The sequence below is a fragment of the Paenibacillus thalictri genome, assembly GCF_004307995.1.
Classification (GTDB): Bacteria; Bacillota; Bacilli; order Paenibacillales; family NBRC-103111; genus Paenibacillus_AF; species Paenibacillus_AF thalictri.
In genome coordinates this window covers 23,632-48,907 of record NZ_SIRE01000003.1, presented here as the reverse complement: position 1 = coordinate 48,907, position 25,276 = coordinate 23,632, and the positions used below count along the sequence as shown (strand labels likewise).

At 42.9% G+C, this 25,276-nt stretch carries 13 protein-coding genes and 2 pseudogenes; 3 read left to right on the top strand and 12 right to left on the bottom strand.

The annotated features are described in order from the left end of the window. Positions 1 to 114: 114 nt before the first annotated feature. The 12 genes and pseudogenes from EYB31_RS40790 to EYB31_RS02435 form a co-directional block, all read right to left on the bottom strand. Entirely contained in the window at positions 115 to 1,134 is a 1,020-nt protein-coding gene (locus tag EYB31_RS40790) for a response regulator (protein WP_240762018.1), read from the bottom strand. After that, a pseudogene (locus EYB31_RS41490) lies at positions 1,065 to 1,935 on the bottom strand (sensor histidine kinase). Before EYB31_RS41490 ends, EYB31_RS40790 begins: the two are co-directional and overlap by 70 nt. Before the next feature lie 1,243 nt (positions 1,936 to 3,178). Then, positions 3,179 to 4,288, bottom strand: a complete 1,110-nt coding sequence (locus EYB31_RS02480; protein ID WP_240762016.1) for a response regulator — start codon at positions 4,286 to 4,288, stop codon at positions 3,179 to 3,181. 326 nt (positions 4,289 to 4,614) lie between these two features. Beyond that, complete coding sequence (locus EYB31_RS02475) at positions 4,615 to 4,803, bottom strand: hypothetical protein (RefSeq protein WP_206105428.1); 189 nt, start codon at positions 4,801 to 4,803, stop codon at positions 4,615 to 4,617. Positions 4,804 to 4,922: 119 nt separating this feature from the next. Further along, positions 4,923 to 7,376 carry an S-layer homology domain-containing protein gene (locus EYB31_RS02470; RefSeq protein WP_131011700.1) on the bottom strand — a complete coding sequence of 818 codons (2,454 nt, stop codon included), beginning with the start codon at positions 7,374 to 7,376 and terminating at the stop codon, positions 4,923 to 4,925. 12 nt (positions 7,377 to 7,388) lie between these two features. Continuing rightward, positions 7,389 to 9,800 (bottom strand): GAP1-N2 domain-containing protein, encoded by a 2,412-nt coding sequence (locus tag EYB31_RS02465; RefSeq protein ID WP_131011699.1) that lies wholly within the window; start codon positions 9,798 to 9,800, stop codon positions 7,389 to 7,391. Then, on the bottom strand, positions 9,800 to 11,065 hold the full coding sequence (locus EYB31_RS02460) for a TRAFAC clade GTPase domain-containing protein (RefSeq protein ID WP_131011698.1): 1,266 nt from the start codon (positions 11,063 to 11,065) through the stop codon (positions 9,800 to 9,802). The genes EYB31_RS02465 and EYB31_RS02460 overlap by 1 nt, the downstream gene beginning before the upstream one ends. Before the next feature lie 10 nt (positions 11,066 to 11,075). Beyond that, positions 11,076 to 11,717: a hypothetical protein gene (locus tag EYB31_RS02455; RefSeq protein ID WP_131011697.1), complete on the bottom strand. Its 642-nt coding sequence runs from the start codon at positions 11,715 to 11,717 to the stop codon at positions 11,076 to 11,078. A gap of 16 nt (positions 11,718 to 11,733) precedes the next feature. Beyond that, positions 11,734 to 13,002 (bottom strand): vWA domain-containing protein, encoded by a 1,269-nt coding sequence (locus EYB31_RS02450; RefSeq protein WP_131011696.1) that lies wholly within the window; start codon positions 13,000 to 13,002, stop codon positions 11,734 to 11,736. Next, positions 12,999 to 15,392, bottom strand: coding sequence for a hypothetical protein (locus EYB31_RS02445; protein ID WP_165452163.1), 2,394 nt, complete (start codon positions 15,390 to 15,392; stop codon positions 12,999 to 13,001). Before EYB31_RS02445 ends, EYB31_RS02450 begins: the two co-directional genes overlap by 4 nt. Positions 15,393 to 15,414: 22 nt before the next feature. Then, the gene (locus EYB31_RS02440; RefSeq protein WP_131011694.1) at positions 15,415 to 18,807 is read right to left on the bottom strand and encodes a tubulin-like doman-containing protein; all 3,393 of its coding nucleotides are present in this window, start codon (positions 18,805 to 18,807) and stop codon (positions 15,415 to 15,417) included. 26 nt (positions 18,808 to 18,833) lie between these two features. Continuing rightward, a complete protein-coding gene (locus EYB31_RS02435) occupies positions 18,834 to 20,612 on the bottom strand; it encodes a vWA domain-containing protein (RefSeq protein WP_240762015.1) in 1,779 nt (592 codons plus the stop codon). A 616-nt stretch (positions 20,613 to 21,228) separates the two neighbouring features. Here EYB31_RS02435 and EYB31_RS02430 point away from each other — a divergent pair. The 3 genes and pseudogenes from EYB31_RS02430 (at position 21,229) to EYB31_RS02420 (ending at position 25,252) form a co-directional block, all read left to right on the top strand. Continuing rightward, positions 21,229 to 21,948 (top strand): hypothetical protein, encoded by a 720-nt coding sequence (locus tag EYB31_RS02430; protein WP_131011693.1) that lies wholly within the window; start codon positions 21,229 to 21,231, stop codon positions 21,946 to 21,948. Between the two features lie 14 nt (positions 21,949 to 21,962). Continuing rightward, positions 21,963 to 23,711 (top strand): hypothetical protein, encoded by a 1,749-nt coding sequence (locus EYB31_RS02425; RefSeq protein ID WP_165452162.1) that lies wholly within the window; start codon positions 21,963 to 21,965, stop codon positions 23,709 to 23,711. Positions 23,712 to 23,925: 214 nt separating this feature from the next. After that, positions 23,926 to 25,252: pseudogene (locus tag EYB31_RS02420) on the top strand (IS4 family transposase). The last annotated feature ends 24 nt before the right edge of the window (positions 25,253 to 25,276 follow it).

Here is a 25,276-nt window from a genome sequence, read left to right as displayed (position 1 = left end):
GTATATCTAACAGCACCTTAAAGAAACCTTAAAAATCGACAATTTCCCCAACAAAAAAAATAGGTCTCATCAAAATGAATGAGAACCTGTCAGGTAGGTAGATCAGTATAAACGTTAAACCGGCGAAGCAGGGATACACACGGTAACTTTCGTTCCGCGTCCAAGCTCGCTTTCCAGTTCCAGCGAAATCCCGTATTCGTATTTCAGACGTTTGTTAATATTCAGCAAGCCCACTCCTTGCCGCTCATCCGTTTCGGCTCTGTCAAGCAGCGTCTTCAGCCGTTCCGGCGCGATACCGATCCCATCGTCGGCCACGATAAAACGCCACTGTCCAGCGGATTCCGTCACCGTCATCGTTACCTCGCCGCCTTCAATACGATCGCCGATACCGTGACGGATCGCATTTTCGACAAGCGGCGGTATGTGCAAATCATAAGCAGACTCCGCAATGTCGTAAACAAAACGAATACGGTTTTTGAATCGGGCCTGCTCGATATCGACATACGTTTGAATCAGCCTGAATTCCTCGGCAAACACGATACGTTCGTCCAAGTTGCTGAACCGGAAGCTTCCGCGCAAGTAATCGGCAAGATCGGCAATCATCTTCCTCGAGCGTTCCACATCGGTATAACTTGACGCTACAATACTGTTCAACACGTTGTACAAAAAATGCGGTTTGATCTGAGACTGCAGAAATGCCACTTCCAAATGAATCGCTCGACCAAGCGAATCCTTCATCGCCAGCAAACTGCCGATTCTGGCCCTTAATTCCTCCAGATCAAACGGTTTCGGTAAGTAATCGTTTGCTCCCGCCTGGAAGGCAGCCACCTTATCTTGCGGTTGAATGGCCGCCGTCACCATCAGAACGGGCAGTTCAAGCAGCGAATAGCGTTTGCGAATTTCCTGGCATACTTCATAGCCCGACATGCCCGGCATCATCAGATCGAGAATAACGAGATCGATCTTGCCCGATTGATCGATTTGCTCAAGTGCTTCAAACCCGCTCTTCACCGCAATTACGCGATAATCGAAGGTTTGAAGCGCATCCAGCAAAACCTTCAGGTTCACATACTGATCGTCGACAATAAGAACCGTATGCTTGCCCTTGAGATTCGTATGATAAGGCGTAAGCAAGGAATATTCGGCTTCCTTGGCACGGCCTGGACGCCCAATGGGGCTGTTGACACATCTTTATCCTGATTTGCGACCGGCAGCGTGAACGCAAACGTCGAACCGGCTCCTGGCGTGGAAGCGACCGAAAGCGTGCCATTATGCAGTTCTACAAGCTGTTTGGCGATCGAAAGCCCCAATCCGAAGCCGCGGCGCTCCTTCGATCGACTTAAACGGTTCAAAAATGAACGGAATATCGTGTGGCTCAATGCCTTTTCCTGTATCCTTGACCGTGATTTCGAGCAGGCCGCCGCGCTCTGTTCCTGTAACGACGACACTTCCTTTCTCCGTGTGTTTGATCGCATTATCCAGCAAATTCCCGATCACTTGACTCAGGCGGCTTTCGTCGGCAAGCGCGGAAGGCAAATGCGCAGGGACTTGGTTCACCAGTTGAATATCACGTCCGGTACACAGATAGGAATAAAACCTCACTTGGATCTCCGCTACCGAACGAACATCAATCGGCGCCGGAGCAAGTCTGAGTTCACCTTGCTTCAGCTTGGATAAATCCAAAATGTCGTAAACAAGCTGGGAGAGTCTTCTTGTAATATCGGTAATTAGCTGAAGTTTCTCCCGTTGCCCGTCAGTCGGCGGATGAACCGCATCGTCCAGCATCGAACGGGAAATATTGATAACGCCGTGAAGCGGCGTCTTGAATTCATGCGAAGTCCGGGCAAGAAACTCATCCTTCAACTTGTCCACTTGGAGCAATTGTCTGGACAATTCTTCTATTTTACGGAAAGCGTTCGAGAAACGGAGCGACATCAGCAGGGCTAACATTAGCAGAACAAGAAACGGCTCAATCGGCGGGAGTAGATAAATCGGCACGCCGAAGTAAAAGTTCAAATTCTGGCTCAGCGCCAGAACATTCAAGGCCATTGCCGCCACAGCCAAATATCGGCTGCCCGCTACTTTGTGGAGTGCCGCTAATATGAATACATATGTTGCGTACAACAGCGAGAAGGTCACGTATAAAGAATTCATTTGACGGAATGGCCCTGCCGAGAGCTGAATCGCGAACCCGATATTCAGCAAAGCAAAGGCCACCCCTCCGATCAGGCCGAAGCGAACAAGCCATTTAAAACAGTAATACCGGAAAGCGGTATGCACATACAGAAAAAAATCTAAACCAATTAAGACGACCGAGACCATCTGGATCCGGTAATAAAGCCAGAAGGGAAGCGGGCCTACCACATTAAACAACACTCTTTCCCCGCTGACACTTGTAAATAGTGCGATGCAAATGCAATTGATGCCAAATACGGCAAGAGAAAGGTCGTCTCTCCGTTGAGAGTATAATCCAAGAAAATATAACCCCATGATCAGAAACGCGGTAAGCGCAATCCAGTCATGAGCGGTTGCTTGATCGCGAAGCTCCGTCATTTGATCCGATTTTCCTAGGAGAAGTGGTTCGATGATCCCGCTGTTGGCGTGAAATTCATAATTGGCCACCTGAAGCAGAATTTCATTCCAGCCCGGCTGCAAAGTGAAATAACTGACATAAGGCTTGTTATAGGCTTTATAATCCGGCTTCTCAGACGGATTCCCGCTTGATCCAACTACCTTGCCGTTGACGATGAGCCGGTTGGACACTAGGATCGACGCGGTTTTTAAACCGTAGACCGCTTCAGCATCACCGGTTCGAACCCGCAACCGATAGGTAGCGATGCCGATCGTATCCATCCGCTTCGACCAAGATCCCGGTACTTGGACCGGCACAGGCGTTAATTCCCCTTTGGCGGTAGCAGAGACCAAATCCCGGTGGCTTAACAGCATGTACGGATACAACTCCCACTCCCCATCCAACTGGATAACTCCGTCTTCATTAAATCGCCATGCACTCAAATCCATGGTTCCTTCCACAGCCAAAGGCATCGGCTTCTTTATCCAAGAGAAGTAGCTCAACAAAATCCCGTAAGTGGCAATCAGCAAAGAGAGCATGATCAACGCTGCCGCGGCTTTTTTCCTCATGGGGTTTGCCGTTCGGACTTGTTTTTAATTTGTTGAATCAGCCGCAGCGTCTCTTCTTCCAGCTCGGCCCCAAATGAAAACGAACGTCCTTCTCCAACTGCAAGCAGATACGCAGCGCTTCATTCCGATTGCCGGACTCTAAATACAGCTTGATTAACTCGCGTCCGTCCATCTCTGAATCGGGTGCAAGCGTTAATAAACGCTGCAAGCTGTTCTCCGCTAGCGCCATATTGCCTTGGCTGCGGAAATGTGCATACCCATTGCGAAGCGCGCGGATATAAGCTGTTTTGATCTCCGCCTGTCTAGGGGAAGCCCATCTGTAATCGCAAGCTTCCATATATTCCCCCTTATATATCGAATTGATTTTGTCATATAACCTTATATCCGTCTCCTTTTCGGAGATCGTGTCGCTCAGCAATTGTTCAAATTCGGATACATCGACCTTAAGCTCATCCTCCGATACAGCAACAAACCCTTGATCGGCCTTATGTATGCTGATTGGAACATTATTTTCCGCCAACGTTCTCCTTAAATAGGACAGACACGTGTACAAATACGTTTTCGCCTTGTACAGATCGTACTCCGGCCAAAGCGATTCAATAATCGATGCGGTACTGGCAGGTTTTCCATCGTGATGGATCAGAAAAGCGCAAAGCTCCTTTTCCTTCTTTGTGATCCATGAAAGCACTTTATTGTCGGCATTCGGCAATAAAATATGGAAGCCCCCCAAACATTGAACGATGGGAGCAATGTTTACGTTCATGCCAGTTCGAAATACGGAGTCGGATAAAGTTTGTTTAATGCGAGCAACCGCATTCTGCAATCTGTCCACCGTTAACGGCTTCAGTAAATAGTCGGTCGATTGAATTTCAAAAGCCTCTACTGCATATTCAGCATAGGCCGTTGTGAATACGATTTGCATTTGCGGCATCATTTGCCTGATTTTTCTCGCCGTTTCCATGCCAATCATCCCCGGCATCTGGTTGTCCAAAAACACCGCATCAACTCGAGCTTGGCTTATTGCTTCAACGGCTTGAATCGGATTGAGATATCTTCCGACAACCTCAACATTCCCTATATTACCGAGCAAAATTTCCAACAAATCCAGCGCATCTTCCTCATCATCAATCAGCATTACACGAATCATTTGAGTTTGTCTCCTTAATTAAATCCGATGTAATGGGGTGAACTTGCAGCGTGGAATTTCCCCCATCTCAATTGCAATTTTTCATACCATGATTCGATTCTTGCCTTTTCGACAAAAACGCTCTTATTCCCTTCTTTATCTTGGAACACTTTTTTCCTAAGATCAACATCTTCAATCCGCTTCGTTTAAAAATAAAAAGTCCTCCAGCATAGGAGGACGTTCGATAATTATAGTGAACTTTTGCGGGATCAAACCTCTGGCTTCATCGCGGCTGGCGCTGCACTCTCCCGAGCGAGTCGATTTTACTGCCCGTTAATGGTTACAACCTAACTTCTCAAATCTGCATTTTGTATCCCGATGGAATTCACTTTACGCACCTCCCGAAACATCAACAAACCGATGAACAAGGTGGCGACTCCAATAATGATCAACAATGCCCCGACCTCCAAGCCGTAGGCCGTTAGTTCGCCGTCCCGATACCTCATTCCGCGTATGAGCCTGTTAAGATTAAACATTATTCCTTGTCTCCTTCTCCCTATATAGCCAATAATAAATTACAAAAAAATAAAGAAGGAGACTGTTAGCTCCTTCTCAAGAATTATTAGTGAACTGTCAAATAGAGTGGTTTACGTTACTACTTTTGACTTGTTTCCGATGCCGTTGGTACATTGGTTATCGGTACTGTATATGTAATCGTTTTAATAATCGGATCGCTTACTTTACCCGCCGCATTCTGAGCTTTAAACTCAAATGTATTTACTCCTTGTGTTAATGTAACTGTCTTGGATATACTGGATTTCCCTTCCACCTTACCATTAATCAGAATACTTGGACTCGAATCATTTGGGTCTGTTGCATTCACGGACAATGTAAATGTAGGAGAAGATACAGATGCAGGCCAAGTACCATTGATCATAATAGTAGGAGCTGGTTGCTGGTAACTAACCGAACGTGTAATGATATCTGATGTTTTTCCGACACTATTTACTGCCTTGATTTCAAATACATTAACCCCGTCCTTAAGTTGAACGGTTGTCTCAAATTGTTTTGTTGCCATGTACTGTCCGTTTAGATATAACTTTGGATATTGGTCATTGGCATCCTGCGCACTTGCCTTGATGGTTAGACTTTTGGATGTTACAGTCTCCGGAAGTGCGCTGACTGTAACAACCGGAGGTGGTGAAGTATATATAACCGTCTGAGTTTCAACAGCTTCTTTACCTTTGCTATTCGTTGCTCGAATAGTAATTTTATTGGTTCCTTCAACTAATTGGACAGTGGTAGAGATGCTGTTTTTAGCCACATAACTTCCATTTAGATAGATACTCGGACTGGAGTCCACTGTATCCACTGCCGTTGCTTTCACGGTGAGCGTTCTAGTTCCTGTGGTTGCAGGAAGCGTTTCTACATTCAACTTTGGAGGCAAAATTACATAGACCACTTTTTTAGTAATAATAGTCTCTTTACCACTTGAGCTCACAGCTTTTATCGTAATGTCATTGTTTCCTTCGGCTAGAGTTAAGCTCGAGTTAGCCGATGATTGGCCCCTATATAATCCATTTATGTAGATAGACGGCTGTTTATCATACAAGTCATCGACCGCTACAGAAAATGAAACTGTTTCTTTTATTGATGTTTCCGTTAATCCATCCACCGTGACGTTCGGAGGCTTGATTACGTAGCTGACCTTTTTTGCAAAATCTGTTGCTTTCCCTAAACGGTTCACCGCTCTAATCGCAAGGTCATTGACTCCTTCAGTAAGTACTATTTTTTGTTGAAATCCATCATTATTAGTAAGTTCTTTGTTGTTCAAGGTAACTTTGGGTTTAGAATCGTTTTTGTCCGTTGCTGTTCCTCTGATAGTAAATTCCTTAAAATTAACTATATCTGGAACATCTTCAAGTTTAAGGTCTGGTGGGCTGATATTAAACACAATGCTTTTCTGCTGCTCTGTTTCTTTATTAAATTTATTGGAAGATGAAAATGTAACCATATTAGTTCCTTCGTGTAAAGAAAGATCGATGCTCCATTCCCCTTTCTCACGAATGGTTATTACTTTACCATTCACACTAACAATAGGACTGTCATCATTGATATCATTAACACTGCCACTTATTCTTACAGTTTCTAGGTCCGTTTCCCCAGGCACCATTACTGTAAGCTTGGGAGCAGGAATACTGAAATCAACAGCGTAGTTGAAAGCTTTATATCTCCCATTGCTTTTGACTGCTTTTACCTCGAACCAATAGTCTCCTTCCCCTTTGTTTAAATTGCCACTCCATTCGTATGTCCCATTATAGTTAGGAGTCCAATCATTATTTACATATAACTTAATGTCTTTTTCCGTTTTTCCGGATATGGAAATATATGGTGTTTCTACTTTTAAGGGAATGTCAACAGAGAGTGTAATGTCCTTTAATGGCAAAATCAGTTTATTCTCTAGCATCCGGGTTAACATCGTTACTGCGGCCGCTCTGGTTAATCCAGATTGAGGACGAAACGTACCGTCCTCATAACCAGACAGCAAATTGTTTTGAATCGCAATAGCAACGTATGCTTCAATCCCAGTAGAGACCGCTGACGCATCGTAAAATTTCTGTTGGATAACAGAGACGGCGTTGGAGACTGAGCCGGGATTCAGCTTCGCTCCTTTCACCAACGCTATTGCCACATCTTCCCTCGTAATAACAGCACTTGGATCAAAGAAAGGCTTCCCTATTCCGATTTCGTACCCACTAACATAATCTTTTACTGCCTCGATGTAAGGCATAGACCAATCATCTACTGCCACATCAGAATATGAGGATTCGTTGGCCTTCGAAAGATTTAAGTCGAGTGCCAGTGTCAGAAGTTTGCAGAATTGTTCCCGTGTCAACTCCTGGTCTGGAAAGAAGCCTCCATCCTGATAGCCATCCACCACACCATTATTAACCATCTCTTGTACTGCGTAGAAAGCCCAATGATCGGGCGGCACATCTTGGAATGTTTTGGTTTCACCTTTTGCTTCCACTACCCCAGCAAAATACAAACTCAAAACAATGGTTAGTCCCAAGGTAAAACAGGCTAGTTTGGCCGCTGTTCTGAACATATAGGCTCCTCCTTATTTCTTTGTGTTTGCGGAAAATAGGCTTTTAACTGAATCAAATAACAAGCTCCCGTATTTAATAACCAATATTGCTAGTGCAGACAGTAACAAAAATCCGATAAGAACCATCATAACAATTCTAATTTGACTTCGATATTTGTGAATAAACCTTCGAAAAGGGCTGAGTTCCTTTCGAATAGCTTTGAAATACGCTCTCATTTTGCTGCTCTTTAGCTCTAGAAGCCGCTTGTTTACTTCTCTCTCCCTAATCAACTCAGGATATGCCTCGACAAAATAATAGTGGAGCGCGCTCTTATAAAGTTCAAGCTCTGAGGAGAAGGGATTCTCTTTCTCGGCCCAGAGAATAAATTCCGCCAACTTCGATCCATTAGATCCGCGCATGAACTCAAAAAGTGCAAAATAATCAATCTCACTTGGTTTTTTTAATCCCCTGCTGTGGAAGGCCGGTTGTGGAGAATAGAATGCGAAAAGCAGGCTTGGTAAATGATCTCGTTCAATTCGATTTTTCAACAGAGATTTCAATAATTTTTGGGCAACCTGCTGCTGATCTCCTAAACGTTGCCATGAGGTCAAGCATTCTGATTCAATGCTTCGGTTATAATTCAATGCGAAATATACTGCATTAATAATTCTTAATTTATCATCCTGCTGCAAATCAAGCTTTAAACCATTAGTCAATGAGTCCTTCCCTACTAAGAAGTCGAGCTGTTTCCATTGATCATAGTTGATCTTTTGCAATTCCAATTCTTCAATAAATATCTTAGTTGCTGCCGCGATTACATTTGTAGCTAGTAAATTCACCGAGCCGTTTACCTGTAAGTTTTTCATCGCAAGTATAATTGATTTTGCAGTCATTATTAATTCCTCTGACTTGCCTTTCAATACACGACAAGTGGTTTCTTGAGCCTCTTCGATAATTGAAAGACTATTGAGAAATTCCTTGTAAGTTTTGTACCAAAATTGAATACATAGTAAAAACTCCTTCTTATCTCTGCAAGACCGAAAGTCATTCCGTACGTAACCCTCAGAGTTTAAAGCACTGATTTCAGCCCACCTAGCAATGAAGCTTGGAAAAAGAATTTCATCCTTACGAAACGAATCTGCAATCCAGTACTTTGAGACAGTATTAGTTGTTATTGTTTCTCTTTTTATTAAGTAATTACTGAAAAGAACCAGAGCACTTATAATAAGGTCACGATATAAACTTGTGCTGTGAGAGAAAGCTAAGAGGCTACCGATATAATCTTTGTCAGGAACGAATTCTGAATTCAGCATATCTTCTTTAATAAGAACCTGAAACAAATCTGTTATAGCTGGCTTCTTCTCCGCTTCTTTCTCCAGAAGAATAGTAATTCCAGTTATTGTACCAGGCCGATTTTTAACATATTTGCCTCGACTTTGATCTTCATTAATCTGATACAGGCCACAAAGTTGGTAATAAGTTACAGCCATTAATTCGGAATCACCGAGACCTTGCAATGCTTCGTCACAGAATGTGAAGAAATCCGTCAACAACGCTGAGTTGTTACGATTTTCCCAAACAAAGTCCAAATATATATGTTCATTTCCAGGTAACTCAACGTTTCTAAAAAGCTGTTCAGAAAAGTCAAAAAGTACATCACGTTCAAAACTTCGTTCTACTTGGGCAATACTTCCCTTTTCTACAAAAGTTAAGTGAATCCCGCTACGGCTCTCCGGCTCGCTGTTAAATGTTACCACACCCAAATGTCGACGCATCGTATAAGGCAGTAAACTATACAATACAGCCGACAGATATCTGGCCGCTTCTGAGCTCCTATGGACGTCCACATCAAGGGCCACGTATATCTTGCGTCTTGGTCCCTGCTTTCCGGGATTTATTGACATCATAATAGCATACAGCAACTGCTTGAACTTTTCTTTGGAGATTCCAAAGCCAGACAAAATACTGTCCGAGTCAAGTTTAAACCCCTGGCTCTCCAAATCAACAAGTTCGGGAACTTCTGTACCTTTACGAATATCATACGAATCTATGAAACTTTTCACACTAAAAAGCCGAGCTGGCTCCTTTAGGAATTCTTCCCGTCGGCTCTCAGGAATTACGAATTGATGGGTGAAATAAGTACTTCGTTGTCCTGTAAAATCCGCATTTACATAAATACTGCGACCAATTACAAGCTCATTATTCGGTCCAGTAAAAACAGTGAGTGAATCAGGAAATTGAGAGCTATTAACCGCTGATTTTTGCCTTAATAGTTCTTGTGGAGCTTTATAAACGCAAAATGGATGAAGCACGTTTTGCACAAACCTTTTATCCCTCAAAAGGGGCGGAGAAAGTGCAATGGTATCAAAACCTTCGTTCGTGCGAAACACACCTCCGCGTTCCCGCGTAAAAACATGTTGTTGAATCTTTTGCCATTCAGTCACTATGTGTCCCTCCGATCAATATATCCGAGCTGGTTTAACAACCAGATGAATGGCTCATCGACGCGAATCGGGGATACAACACCACTAAGCTCTGTATTCTTAGGATTTGAGCCTAGAGCAGAAACTGCGAAATAAGCTTTATTAGTAAAGTAAACATCCACCGCGCTTTTAAAGGATTGGTCTACTTTCTGTAGAAATCGTCCAATTTCTCCATTAATATTTTCAAATTCAATGTTATTTAGGTATTCTTTGTGAACAACGTTTCGGAAAACATTGCTATTGGGCTGAATGTAATCACTATCCTCTTCCTTCAAATAATGCAACATATCGCTCTTAGTCAATACAACAGCTGTTGGGATATTAGTGCGAGAATTAGGTTGATGTGCAATAAAGTTTTCATATAGTCCGGAAATAACCATAGTCGGTTCATCATATTTGGAGGAAAATTCATTTTGTTCCTCCGTACCAAGTTTTAAATGGATTTTATCGCGGATACTCCTGATCTGTAGAGGATCAACCAAAAACATGATCCCAGAGGAGTTTTTGATGTGTTCGGCCTGTATCTCCAAATATTCGCGGCTTGTCATTCCCTCGCCTGCGACATCAAAGAAGACCAAAGTCAATGTTTCCTTGTTATCATCCTTAAACTTGAATTCAAAAATGTACGGATCCATCTGTTCATTGACACTTGTCGTAGCAATCATTGTATTATTCTCAAATATAGGTCTAATAAAACGGTTATTGAAACGATTTCCCACTTCCGGCGTCATAGCAATACAGGATGCATCAAAATTCACTGCGGTCTTATTTTGCAGTGTATGTACTAGCGAGGCTATGAAAACTGATTTTCCAACTTGTGAAGCTCCAATAACTGAAATAATATTACTTGGCACCTTGCCTGCCGATACTGGCAAAACGTTATGACATTCCGGACATAATCTACGCCTTGTAACTTCCCCATAACGATCTACAACCCCAACCAAAACTTTTTCCGAATAAATCCGGTTTTCATCTGGAATCGTCACAGGATCTATAACTGCCTCCATATACACTTCATCGGCTTTAAAACGCTTCCGCCACTTGCTCAAATTCTCATCTATACGCTCCATGAACTCATCATCATCGTCCCTTGTATGCGTAGCACGAAACACAACTTCTTCAGGTTTAAATTTATGAAAGCAGTAGGGACATATAATATTATAATACTCAGGCTTCTGCCGGGGGACCGGCCTTGTTACGAAAATCTTTTTAATAAAACTGAGCACCTAATTCCCCTCACTTTTCTCTGATCAGTTCAAAGGCTTCTCCATAACGTTTACCATTAGTAAAGAAAATGCGTACATATTCTTGCTTACCAACTTCAAACTCTGGTAAATAGTGTTCTCCTATCGTAAAGTCCCAGGGAAAGGGATAGACAATTCCATCCTCACGGTTTATCGGCTCACTACCTGATTTTTTTACATAGCATAACGCCTCCCGAGGGACTTGCTTCTCACAAAATAACTTGAGCAGCACGGACTTACGCTTGCTGAATAAACCCCAGCCGTATTTAATGCTATACCTTACTTGCGCACGAACACCACCTATCTGCAACAGGTTTCTATTATCCTGCTGCTTAAGCAAAATCAATTCTCCATCATTCATAACGCACGGAAAACACCGATATGAACGTGCGCCGACGAAGCCAATACGTTCTCGGTAACCGCCCATCATTTTATATTCTTCTCGAGTTATAAGCTTTAAGTTTTTAACATCAAGTTGCTCAGGAGGCAATTCTTCCTCATCTTGAAACGTATAGATATAAACATATTGGACATTCTTGGGCCAATTCCAATTCAATAAACATTCATCTTGTTGCCGTTGTCCTGTTATATTGTCTATCCTTTGACTCGGTGAAGGCTCCATCACCTTTAACATACCTGCTACCTCCTACCTAACGAAATCCATTACTACTGCTGTCCTTACCCTTCTTGGTAAACTGGTCCGTATTATTTCGAGTCTCATTGTAACGAAAAGTCGAAGAGTTGATTGTATTTTGTTGAACCGGTACTGCAACCGTTGAAAATGCAAGAACTATGGCCATGCAGATGTCAGCCCCCCCACGAAACCCTGCTGGAACAATTGTCTCTTGTAGCCCAAACTCCAGGAGAAACCCTGCTAGCAAACCTCCCACAGCACCGCCGCTGCTAAATCTCAGAGCTAAATGCTTGTTGTCGAAAATGATTCCTAGCATCAGTCCAAGTAATGATCCGAGTAGGGTAATAAAACCAATCCGCATGATCTTATATGCTGCGCTGTTCGCCTGTATTCCCGTTCGCTCCCCGACAAGGTAGCGTTTATTATCATTTCGATAAATTTCTGTAAACACTTGGGTCAATTGCTGGGCTTCTCCTACGCGATAAAATTTACCATCCGTTCTGCTAGCGATCTTCTTCAGAAGCAAGTCCCCACCCTTAAATCCAATCGTATGAATTTCAGTGTCACTATCTTGATAAGGTTTGAGTACATTATCTATATCAATATCACTTACCCCGTCTGAAATGAGGATTACTGCTGCCCGACGGTCAGACTGTCGTTGATCTTTCAAAAGTTCGGATGTGAACATTAACGCTTTACCAATATCCGTACCTTTATCTGGATTAGGAGCCGAGACGATACTAGATGTAAGATTGCGTTTGGCTTGCTCATCTATGAGTTGAATCATCGGATGCAACAATTTCGGCTCGTCGTTAAAAAGTACGATCGCAGCTCGTTTGTCCGGATCCATCTGCTGAATCAAATTTTGTGCCGCTTGAAGACTTTGTCTGTTAGGATCGTTCTGTGCCATACTGCCAGAAATATCGATGACCATTGCATAATCTCTGGGGGGCGCAACCTCCCTACCGAAAGATAAGCCGTAAATAAACTGCAGTAATGAGCCTGCCAGAAATAACAAAATAAACGATGCGGGAAATAAGAGCTTCCACGAATCACCTAAATACCGGTATCTCCATGCAGTACCGTTCAGATCAGGTGAAATCATCTCCGCCACTAAGCACGCTAGCCCTACTATTAACGCAAAGAGCCCAAAATAAAGTCCCATTAGCAAAGTTTCATGAATATGCCCCTCACCATATCCAAGGAGCACCTCCCCTACAATAAAGCTTGCCAGTCCTCCTATGAAACTTGCGCATAATAACAAGACATTCAATTCCCGCTTCAAACGGCTTCCTCCCCTTCTTCAGTAACAAGGTTAAAGCCATTTGGGTAGTAAACTGTCACAGGATGAAACTCATAACCCTGCTTCACATAATTACGATACAATCTTACCGAATTTCTGAAGAACATCGTATCCTGCAGTCGGAATCCTCCCATTATTTTAAGCTTCTCCACACCGCTTCGTTTCTTCTCATCGATAATCCCGATTTTACTTGAGGATTGCTTCTGTTCCATCGAAAATACATACTGTAAAAACTCGCTCTTTACATCACCTATTAAATATTTTTCCTCGTGCCTATACTTGTTTGCAGTCCGATAAACATCCAGACGTATTGCCGCCTTACGCTCCAGCGTCATGTGAAGATCACGGAACAGCTCCTGAGGGGTAAGCGTTGCGACATTAGGTCTGGCATTAACATTAGCTCTCTTCAGCAGCTCGATTTCAAACTCCTCATGAAAGCTTGCATGGCTGAATAGGTCCTGTTCGGCGACTTCCAGCAACCGTTGGACTAGCGCCTCACGACCTTGCTCTAGGAGCACAGTTATGGTTCCAAAAAAATGATCCTCGAAGAAAAATTGCTTGCCCCAGCGTTGCTCCCACTCCTTTACGATGCCTTCGACCACTTTAGCGTAGTATGCATTCAAATTACGTCCAAGATAATCGGCGGTCTCGTCCATATCCGCGAGACTCATTTCCAGCAACATTTCCTGTGTGTCTATTAGCAGATCCATATGTACTCTCGTCTGCTCATGGATGGAATTTAATACAACCCCGTAAAGCTTCAGCATTCTGTGAAGCATCTGTTGAATCAGTAAGTCGTATCTCAAACTATAGATTTTCCCCAATATTTGGTGAGTAACACTACGAACTACCGATTTATTGCTAAATCGGCCGAATAAGGAAAACTTAGGGGAACTCTGTAGATCGACCCGTTCTTGTCCGAGGTGAAAAAGCTCCTCCTTGATCCGCTCGACTTCCTTCCCTACTTCATTCATCCAATCGCGGACAGTCTGGACAACTCCTCCCTTACGATCTGGATCGGTCCAAATATACGCACTATAGGAACCGTAGCTTGGATTTTTCAAGATATGATCATGGATATGTGCATAGATTGAGTTTTTAAATTGTTCTCCTTCAATCATATTCAATACTTCGTTGAACACCATTTGAAAAAACTCAAGTGCAGTCTCCCCATAGAGTTCTCTTTCAGCCTGTTGCATCGTGAGTTGTCTTAATTCACGATAAGAAATTTCCTTGTGCATGATACCATACATATCCTCAATCATCTGTTGACGATCCGGCAATCGTCCACGAATTTTGCGTTCCATCTCGGTTTGGTGGATGCCGAGCTTCTCCATAATATCTTGTTCAGGAATAAGGCTGGTCGCTTCTAAATGTTGCATTAAATGGCCAAACAAATGATTTAGTGATGTGAGTGCGATAGCTTTATTAGGTCGGCGAACTTGCGCATAGCCTGCAGATACATAACTATTACGATTGCCATCATCTTTCACGACTAGACTTTGGATAAATTGCTGATTATTATAGGGATTGTTGCCAGAATTAAATTCCTTTTGTGAGTCTTGGTTTTTGAGCATGTTCAAATTACTGATTAGCTCGTAGTTATAAGAAATACCTTCCTTATTTACAATCCCCTGTTCATCGCGATTGCTCATCAAGTAAACTAGTTCGAATAAAGGTGAAGCCTTATGAACACATGACAACTTTACCCCTTCCTGAGTCACCTCTAAATCAGCAACTAGGGAAAAGTCATTGCGTTGAAATATATCTATCTCCAGCAAGAATCCAACTCCTAAGGAAGAAGCATACCCGTAACCCTCCTCTTCGCCATTTTCCTGCTGCATAACATATAGGTCTGTCTGGACAGAACGAAAAGACCGGCTGAATACAGATTTCAACATGACGGTCAGCTCAGGTACCAATACGTTAAAGGGGTCATCGAGACATGTAATGACTGCAGTATGAACTCGTTGCAATGAAGGATACATCTGGCCATACTCCGCTATACGGCTATTCATACGCCGCAATTGTACATTCAGCTCGAAAAGTTTGGACTCGTCTGTAAGAAATTTGCGGTATAATGCGGGACGAAACATCCGCTTATCTTCTTTGGGAGGATCCATCCGCCAACTATAAATGTTATCTCCCGTGATTGTACTACCGGAGTGGATGTGCAAATAGACAACACCCGCACTGTTCATCCATCTATTCTTATTCAGTTGCTGAACGACTGCAAGAGCCTCCGTGGCCCCATCGCCTAAAAACAGGAAAACAATGGGGTTATTGATGCTAGTTCTTTCGTCTACTGCGTTCTGTGAGTCATCCGCCTTCATAGCAAATTCGTTTGCGAAAGCGGTTATTGTTTCCCGCATGCTCTTCCCTCGATTCTGATCGTTAGCTCAGCTTGTTGAGCAAGTCTCCCACTTTGACAGTGACTGAACGGTAAAATCGGAACAACTCTTCTCCATTTGGCTCCTCAGAGCGTTCGTATTCCAGCCTGGCCTTTGCCTCGGAGTATCCCGCGGCCATCTCCTTAAGCCCCTTGAGAAGTGGCTGAATATCTTCAGAACTCGCCAATTGCTGAGCTCTCTTGGACGATTTACGTTGTAGTAAAATCATTTTCCGCTCATTCAGTTGACGAAATTTACTATAAATTTCGTACTCAATATATTTGTTCGATTGCATTAAATTTACAAATGCGTCCCACGGTTCCTCATCACCCTCATAGTCATAAACGATCAAAGCGCCTTTTTTGCGAATTGTTTGTGTATAGATCGCTTCTATAAATTGAATGAGCTGCTTTTCTTCGTCCTCATGACCTTCTATTATTTTTAATAACTCTTCAATCTTCCCTTTAACAGTTTGGTATTTTACTGCTTCCTCGCGCATCCGCCGTGTCAGTTCTGGGAACCGGATAAAATTCTCAACTGCAAATTCTTTCGTCGTGCTGCCGAAGATATCTTTCTTTTCTTCAATAACTAGTCCTTGCTCCAACATGCGGCGAAGGTCCTGAAGGCATCTCTTCACTTCTGTAAAGTTAGGTCTGTCAGCATTCAACTGCATTGAATACCCACTGAGAAATCGCTCCAGATCGAGCTTCTCGGTCAGGAGACATTCATAGCGATTGCTAACTCCGCTATCCACCGACTTCTCTTGAATGCACCCAAGTTCGATTAATTCCTCGAACAAATTCCGAATGGTGGAGTTATACTTTTGGACTCGTTCATTCCGATACGTCTCCCCCCACGATTTTTCTGGGATTGGAGAAGGGAGATTTGTCCAACTAAGTTTATCTGTTTGCACTAGATGACGACCTACTCCTTCTGGTTCAAGAATCGAGTTTTCGTAACTGATTTCATAGTTCTTGAGTGGCCGGTATAGATATAGCGGTATGCCATTATGAGTGTTTAGCCAGAATATCCGGTTTTTCACTTGACTTTCCTTGATAGTAAAACTGGCGTTTGATACAGAAAGATCCTTAAAATTATTAATACCCTTATAGATATTCGGAGCGTCATTAGGAACAGATACAAAACCAACAGCAGGGAAACTATAGTTGCCCATACTGTTGTCCAGATGAAACACTGGTTTCGCCTCCTCGTGAAGGCGATTCGCAATTCTCCGCTCCACCAGCTTATCAAGCGCTTCATCGTTTCCATATTTAATTGCCAAATATTCTTCCATTGTTTTCGTAATCAGACCACCGAAATGCTCAGATAGAAACTCAGAGATTGAGCCGACGACATCAACCTCCTGCTCACGTACCCACCGGTTAGATCGACTCATCAATGCCTCGGTAAAATCGCGGATTAGCTGGTCCACATTTTTTTCGTCAATCACTTGGCTTACCAACTTCTCTACATCGGGAACACTAACTACATTCCAATAATAAGTCTTGTTCCCTTTGTGATCGACTTCTTCTTGACCATTAATAAGAATATCAGCGTTTTTCTGGAAAATGGAATTTAACTCATTGAGCAACTCGGTAAACACCTCGTAAATCCGAGAATTCTCTTGATTGATTAGGGTGTAGAGCTCTTCGTAAAATTCGATCATTTGATTCATTCGCTCACGATCAGCATGAAGCAGAAACTCCGAGATCTTTGCTTCTATATACGCATCTTTCTTTGTACTCTTAGAAATCAATGCCTTTCTGGCATCACCTAACCGCTGTAATGACAACTCTTTCGCTGCTTCAAGATCTCTTGGTAACCGATACAAACTTTCCTTAAGAGATTCTATGTATGCTTGTATTTGTTTCAATAAGCAGTACCCTTTATCGGAGAACAGCAGACGCGAGGCGTAAAAAGGGCCTTGTCCCGGATTTATAAAAATTTTCTTAAGTGCCTCTGCAGCCCGTTCGTAAACTTCCCCAGGCAATTGCTTTCTAGTCTTAATATATTCTTCACGTGCTCTCGAAAGGAAGTTCTGCTCAAGTTCCGTATCCAAGTTGACAGCCTGTGTTTTAATGACATTTTGATAACCTAACCGTTCGCTATGTTGGTACCCTTCCAACGGACGATCAGGGATTCGGCGGTTCATCTCACGGTGAACGGAATCTGGATCAAAACCCATTCGGTTCGCCAGCTTATCAATGTCGTCCTGGGACGGTGCCTTATCGAACATCGTTTCCATATGCCTGAACACCTTATAAGCTAAGTAGGTCGTCATTTCCTCAATCGGAAAAACTGCAGAGGAGGCACCTAGTATGTTATACAGAAAATTCGCTGCAAATGGACGATTCATCTGCTTAATATTAGTGGAAATATTACTCATGTAATCGTGAATTGCAAATTCCTGGCCGGAAACTTTATCTTCACTCGCCATGAAGTTAGTGATATTTTCCGCAGTTACGTTCATACAGTATTCATAGCTATTTTCCAATAATTTCCCATCCAGATTCGTTGCAGAAACGAGATGAGCATAGTCAAAAGGTGCCATTCGAAGATTCACTTTTAAGTTCGGGCCATATTGTTGACGGAAACGCTCACCACGCTCATCTGCATTCATCCAATAATCCAGCTCTTTTAACGCAGCGTAGCCATTTTTCTTGATGTATTCCCGAGTATGCTCCGTCAAACTCTTATTGGCTAGATTGACATCTGGAGTAAATAAATATCCCAAAATATCGACCTTGTCTCCTCCAGCATTGCTGTGTTGACGTTCAAGTAGCCCACGGATGATATATGCTATATCGAGAAAGCAACCGCTACCAGTGCCGCCAGATATTCCAGTTAAAAGAAAAACGATCAGTTTTTTGCTAGTACCCTCTGTCAATACCCGGATTTTCCGCTCTATTGTTTGCACTACTTGGTTAATCTTTGTAAAGAGCAACAATCTCCCCGCTTGACGTACTCCAGATGCTCCCTTCATTCCATCTGTGACAAGTAGCTCCGGTGATAGCCATTCCTTGATATAAGGTTCGAGTAAACTACGATTATGTAGTACACTACCGATCTCAGCATTCGAAAGCAACATAAATTCAGTCAGAGTATCAAGCCCTATTCCATTATGTTTTTTGTTACGATCTCCCTCATTTGTCTCGAATGCTAAATACTCGATGTTATTCGGCTTTTCTTGCTTCTTTTTCGATACCGGATCTTCCGGAAGCTTGAAACGTCGATTAATATGGTATTTCACGCGCAACAAGGCGTCAATGCCGGTACCGCCAAGACCGATAACAAGCATCGGGTGGTCGATAGTATCTACACGGATTTTATCGCTGACGATCCCCCCGCCCTGTTGTACATCCAGTTGTTGTATGTGCTCTCGAATTATCGGTTTCATAAATAATAACCCTCCAAAAAAAGTAATTAGCGCAAGTATTCCAGCGATACGGATTTGTTAGTTTGCTTAAGTAGAATATGCACTCGGTCATTGATTCTTATCTCAAGACCCTTGGAAGCTTCGACAACCCGCCCACCTTTTTCTACAATGCAACCCGACCGGTTCTCCAGAATCAAAGTATCTCCCTTGCCCGGTCGGAAAATAAGATTCTTGGTCTCAGCAAACTCAGGAAGCAACTGTAGCAATTGATGCAGCTGTACACGTCCGCGAAATGTACTGAGTCGCTTGTACTGAGGACTACTTTTATCCCCAGTATCCTCGTCTTTGACAACCAGCTCAAACTGCCCTACGAAACCACGAGTAGCCTTCTTCCAAGCCAGTATACCAAAAGCCGTCCCAATGCTAATAACAAGTAGAATGGCAGCCACAATTGCATAGAATGACCAGGGGGTTTTTGTCTCAGCAACCAGAGCTTTTGTAGGTGGTACAGCGGCTGCAGTTACAGATGTGTTTGCGATAGCACTCACCTTGATAGAGGGCGACTCGCGCACGAAATTAGCATCTTCTACCTTCGCCCTAAGCTCATATTCATGCGCATCCTTGATCTCAAATTTACCATCAACAGCCTGTGCTCCAATTGTTAACTGCAATTCGGATTTCTGCTTCGTCGTGATATCCGTCACCAATAGAGTTGCTTTTAAGTTTTTATAAAGATTCGGGTCCTCCACCGGCTGTCCAGCTGCAACTAATTGTGCTCTCACCGGTATAATATCCCCTTGCTTGTATGATGTAGCTGATAACGGAGACATCATCAATTGTATGTCATAGTTATAAACCAAACTAATATCGATCTTATCCTTATCTACACCTTTTACCTTTAGGTTCCATTCACCTTGAATTGGACTCAATAGCTTAACTAGGGAATACGCACTTGAGACAGTGTAAATAATGTTGGGGGAAGATAGGGCTTGCTCTTTACCTGATGGATCAGTGAGTTTAACCTCTACAGCTCCCTTAGAAATCATTGATATGTTTGCTTCCGCAACACTAGCATTCGGGATCGTCACCTTCACGTCTTGAAAGTCCCCATTTCCTATAAGCTCTTCCAGCGGAATTACTTTCAGGTTCTGGTGATCAGCATATATTTCGCTTAAAATTTTTGGCAAATCGCCAGCACTATTTGTTGAAAAACTCTTACCACCGGTTTCCGCAGAGATTCGTTTGAGAAAATCCGAGTTTAGCTTTCCATCAGCGTTCAGACCAATTGTATAAATAGGGATTTTCCGATTATTTGCCTTCTGCAGGGCTTGGCTTAATTTGGCATCGGATTGCTCTTGAGTCTGGTTATTATTTAAAGAGTTATTACCGTCAGTCAATAAAACGATTAGTGGAGTTCGTCCCTGCTCCCCTTCTGTGGATTCCAAAATTTTAACCGCCTCATCCACACCTGCAGCAACATCCGTATAAGGGCCGCGATTGAGTTCATCTATGAATCTCTTTAATTCTTGCTTAGATTCAGGTGAATTCAATTTTACAAGCGCTTTTTCCCGTATGATCTGATCTGTATATGCAACTACACCGATCTTGTCACCATCCACCATAGACATATCAATAAACATTTTCATTGCTTCATATCCAAGATTCTTCGGGTCGCTTTCATTCATCGAATTACTTACGTCCACTGAAAGTACCGCATCCATTTTTATCGAATCAGTTCCTGCTGCAAATGACTTAATATGTGAAAAGGGACCTAGTAGGGCTAAGGCAAGTGTTGTAATACATAATTTTCGGGTAAAAATATTCACAGTGTAACGTGCCTCCAGATGCTTTATTTTCCATAACTATATACACAACTGCTAATATTTGCTATCTTAACTATTGGCAATAATATGTATGTGGTAGTAAAATAGTCTCATACAAAATAGTTATAATTTAGCTATATGAACATATTTTAACTGGAATATTGAGAAAATTCTACATTTTTTTAGGAATACCCTTTTCTTAAAAGTTTTTTAATAATCATTTGCCATCTCTAGTGCAGGAGGTCAGTCCTAGTATGTCGCTCACTTATGTTATCTTAATTTGCATTGTCGGCTATGTATTCTTAAAGTGGCTGTTTTTTATTTCTTGCCGCCGTAAAAAAATGAACATATCACATTTGGACCCCCAATTCGTAGAACAGCTAAATCGTGGTGATCGTAAATGAACGTTAAATCCGCTGTTCACTTTCGCCGTTTGCCCAGAAAACGTTATAAATTTGAACGGATCCGTTTCTGTCGCCGATGCGGTTCATATACAACCTTATGGGGGGATAGCTGCTTATCCTGCCAGCATAAATCTACTTATACTGGATTACGCGATGTGGCTCATGCGCTTAATAAGCGACTCAGCAGAAGTAGTCTAATGTGGGTTGGCGTCCTAGTGAGTATTGCTGTATTCACAGCTCGTAATTTAACTGAGCTAATAATTGCACTTGTCATAGGCATATCGTTTTTACTAGGCTACGCATACATAATTCGTCAATTTTCATCAGATGTTGAGCAATACCGACTTCAAAAAATTTTACATAAAGAAACAGATATAATACTAGTCGGATTGCATAAAGACTTGGAGCAAGCAGAGATTGACTTGCAGGCTTCCCGATATAAAGACGCCTACGAAAAACTTCGAGAAATAAGTCAATTAATTGATAATAATGCACTTAGGCTCAACAAGATCAAGTGTTTGCAACATTTCATTCTTCGTAAAGACATGGAACTTGAACTTAGCAGCTTACTTCCCGACACTTTCGATAAAAACTTCACCTCTTATTTACTAGATGTCATAAGGCTTCAACCACAGCTAGTGAATCGAGCTGTCATTGAATATGTGATTTTGTACAAAGAACAAATCTTACTTCTTCCTTATGGGCGAGAACTTCTCGTTCATGTTGCATCTTCAGCAATGCTTGTGAAAGGTTACTTATTACCCTTTCACAATTTTATTCATTATCTAGTACCGGAACTTCACCGAGAATCCTTACTTCGTTTATGCCGTCAAATCACCGCGGAACCAGAAAAGTATCCCGAACTAGTCATCCGAGTAAAAAATGCCATTAAACTTAAATATGAATACGATCCAGAATTCCAAGGGCTTTTTTAGGGAGGAACCTTACCTTGTTTTCTATGTCATATCGGCGTTCCGCCTGGTACAGTCGCATCATGCTTATACTGGTTATCTGTGCTGTAGCCATTACATTTTATAAAATTTACATGAGCTGGATACGTATTCAGGACTATAACTTGGCAGCTTCAAACCTTGCCTCCGGCAGGCTTATTGAAGCTGAGGAACATTACCGCTCCACTGCTGCTAACCAGTCACTAAACTATAAAGACAAGGAAACCCAAGAAGCACTATTTCAACTTCAACCGGTCTCCCAAATTAAAAACATACTCACTGCCATTAAAACAGAAGTGGAGTCAGCTAATGATGCTAAAGACGTATCCCGCCTGCTAGCCGCTTTTTCAAGTTACAAAGAAAAGAAAGAAAAATATGATTCCGATCCAGAAGAGTTCACAAAAAAAGTCTTCAGTCAGGCGATTGATTTTTATAAATTGGATAAATTGTTTTCAGACGATATCTCGGATGCCAGAAAACGATTGATAAAAAGCATTCAGTCTAAACTAAGCAAGAAGACTTTTTCGGATGACCCAGAGTTGCAACAACTGTTGAGTCTTTATGCAATTTATGATAAGGACAACACCAAACAAATAGACGAAGGAGTGGCACTCGTAGATTCATTCGAACAAGCCAGACTAGGGTCTATCTTACTAGAGAAAAGCTTTGAAGATGCACTGATTGAAGCCGCTCGCATTCAAAAGCTTTACCAAGATCAAGGTTTTGAGCTTGCATGGATGCCTGCCAAAATCGAAACTTACGCCAAGGAACAGCTGCAACAAATTTTCGAGCAAAATAACATAGTTGAGTATGCAGCTAAAGCAAAAGCATTTCAGAGCAATGAGTCCTGGGTAAGCACGAGTAATGAAGTAACAGCTTTGATCCAATACCATGTGAGAGAGTGGATAAAGCAAGCAGAACAATTCACGGCTTCATCTGCTAACTATGACAAGGGCATTGAATTGTACCAACAGCTTAGTGCCTTAACAGATACGTCAGGTCGTGTGCGAGATGCAGAGCTGCGCATGCTTGAGAATGATCCCGGTCGATTGTTCCAAAAGGCAGCTCCGGGCAGCAATTACACTATCGTACACAATAGTAAAGGAACTGCTAATTCGACTGTATCTGTCATTGGAGTAGAGGGAAAGAAACTCGGATTGGCCCGACTACTGCAGAATGGTAATGTACATTATGCTGTAGGCAACATCGAAGATATTCAACCGAAGGTGGTTCGGTTTGAACCTAAATTGAGTGTCCAAGGCCAGCCTCTTATTCTCATTGAAGGCAGCTCAACCAATCGCCAATTCCGTTATGCTGCATACGTGCTGGAAGGCTCTGCCCTGAGGAAGATTTGGGATGTGGAAGCAGATCGTTATCAAATCGAGGGCTCAGGCATCTTACTCGTTGACAACACTACAGGCAATGGGGCCGGTCAGCAATCCTACTATGAGTTCCGCGATGGAATGTATGGCTTTACCCGTATTAAACCCGATTATGCGGAGATTAGCTTAGATAATTTGAGCAATTATCGAAATAAAAAGGTAAGGTTTAATGCGCAAATTTTGACTACCGATGGAAATACTGCCGTAATTCCCTACAACGGAGAATACTTACTCTTATCTGGACCCTTTGCTTTTAAGACGGGCAGTGCAATGATCACAGGGAAATGGACGAGTGACAGCGAGATTAAGAAAGGAACCCAAACCATACATGCTTATGTTATTGATGTTAGTGGATTGAACCAATAAACCACAGCTTCCTAAACAAGCTAAGGATATTTTCAAATCTAAATTTTCTTGTTCATTACTCAACTTTCGCAGAGCGAGAATTGGCTTGAATCGTTGTGGCTACAGAATTTATAAGCAAATCAGATAGATGACTTGCTAAAATAGAAAAACACCGCTTCGCTTGATAAAGTGAGAGTGTCGAGCAATCACTTCAAACCGAAGAGGTGCCTACCCTATGATTGCCCACCAACCCGACCTGAATCAACTGCCAAATGATTTTTCAAGAACTCAACGTGCTGAGATATCTTCAGCTAGCTGGATTTCGAAAGCGATTTGGCTTTAGCGTGCCCGTCTGTTTCAACTTGGCTTCGTCCTTTTGTTCCATCAGAAGAACTGGTTTCGCCTGCTCGAGAGCAGTAAGGGCGACTCCATGGCTAGTAAGGATGCGGTTTATCATTTTCTCAATCATGCTGGCTTTGCCTGGCGTCGTTTTCTGACGTCGCTTAGCGTCGCCAAGGTGCAGAAGGTCAGTGCTCTTACGTCTGCGGATCGGGACTCAGTCATGATCATCGACGATGCGATGTTCGAACGTAATCGTAGAAAAGCCGTAGAGCTACTTACTAAGTTCAAAGAACATACTACCGGCGCTTATTACAAAGGATTTCGAATGCTCACCATGGGCTGGTCTTACGGTCACACCTTCCTGCCGCTGGACTTTGCGCTCCTTAGCTCGAGCAAATCGGCGATTAACGGCATGAGCGAGAACCTCGACAAACGGCGGCAGGAAACGCACCAATCGGCTCCGCAGGTAACAGGTAACATGCTTGATCGTGCTTTAGCAGCCGGAACCACCGCATCCTACGTCTTAATGGACAGTTGGTTCACGCAGGCGCCTCTCATTGGTGAAGTCGTTGCCCCGTGGGCTCGACGTGATCGGCATGGTCAAGAACGACAATAAGCGTCTCCTTGTTTAATGCAAGAAGCTGTCGCTGAAAGAACTATACGTGTTAGCGTCTCCTGTAGAGAGCAAAAAGCGCGTCCTTAGTTCGATCCGAACCAAACTGGCTTATGGAATCCCTGTTCATGTGGTGTTTGTCCGTCATTGCTCGAAGAAGAATGAGTGGCTCGCGGAGCTGACGACGGATCTGACGCTCTCTATTGAGGACGTGATTTGTATTTACGCGATCCGCTGGGACATCGAAGTCTTCTTCAAATGCACCAAGTCACTGCTCCGTTTGCAGAAGGAGTTTCACGGCCGTTCCTATAATCTGCTGGTCAGCCATACGACGATTGTGTTCTCAAGATATATTCTACTGGCTTGGCATCATCGGCAGCGTACGGACGCTCACACCTTTGGCGGTTTGTTCTATTTGCTGTGCAATGAAGTGGGCACACTCGACTGGGTGGTCGCCCTGCAACAACTGCTTGATGTCGTCAACGAAATCGCTACAAAAGCAGGCAAAAAGCTTTTGGCTCTGATTCAGCGTCAACTTCTGAATCGGATTGCCCGTCTGCCCAGCAACATCAAGGCTTGTTTGCCAATTTCATGCTGCTTAAGTTGAGTTCATTATTTGAATTGGATTTTT

What these genes read in the sequence shown, in the direction of transcription:
- EYB31_RS02480 (WP_240762016.1), bottom strand. Translation starts at nt 4,288, where the DNA reads ATGATTCGTGTAATGCTGATTGATGATGAGGAAGATGCGCTGGATTTG.
- EYB31_RS02475 (WP_206105428.1), bottom strand. Translation starts at nt 4,803, where the DNA reads ATGTTTAATCTTAACAGGCTCATACGCGGAATGAGGTATCGGGACGGC.
- EYB31_RS02470 (WP_131011700.1), bottom strand. Translation starts at nt 7,376, where the DNA reads ATGTTCAGAACAGCGGCCAAACTAGCCTGTTTTACCTTGGGACTAACC.
- EYB31_RS02455 (WP_131011697.1), bottom strand. Translation starts at nt 11,717, where the DNA reads ATGTTAAAGGTGATGGAGCCTTCACCGAGTCAAAGGATAGACAATATA.
- EYB31_RS02445 (WP_165452163.1), bottom strand. Translation starts at nt 15,392, where the DNA reads ATGCGGGAAACAATAACCGCTTTCGCAAACGAATTTGCTATGAAGGCG.
- EYB31_RS02440 (WP_131011694.1), bottom strand. Translation starts at nt 18,807, where the DNA reads ATGAAACCGATAATTCGAGAGCACATACAACAACTGGATGTACAACAG.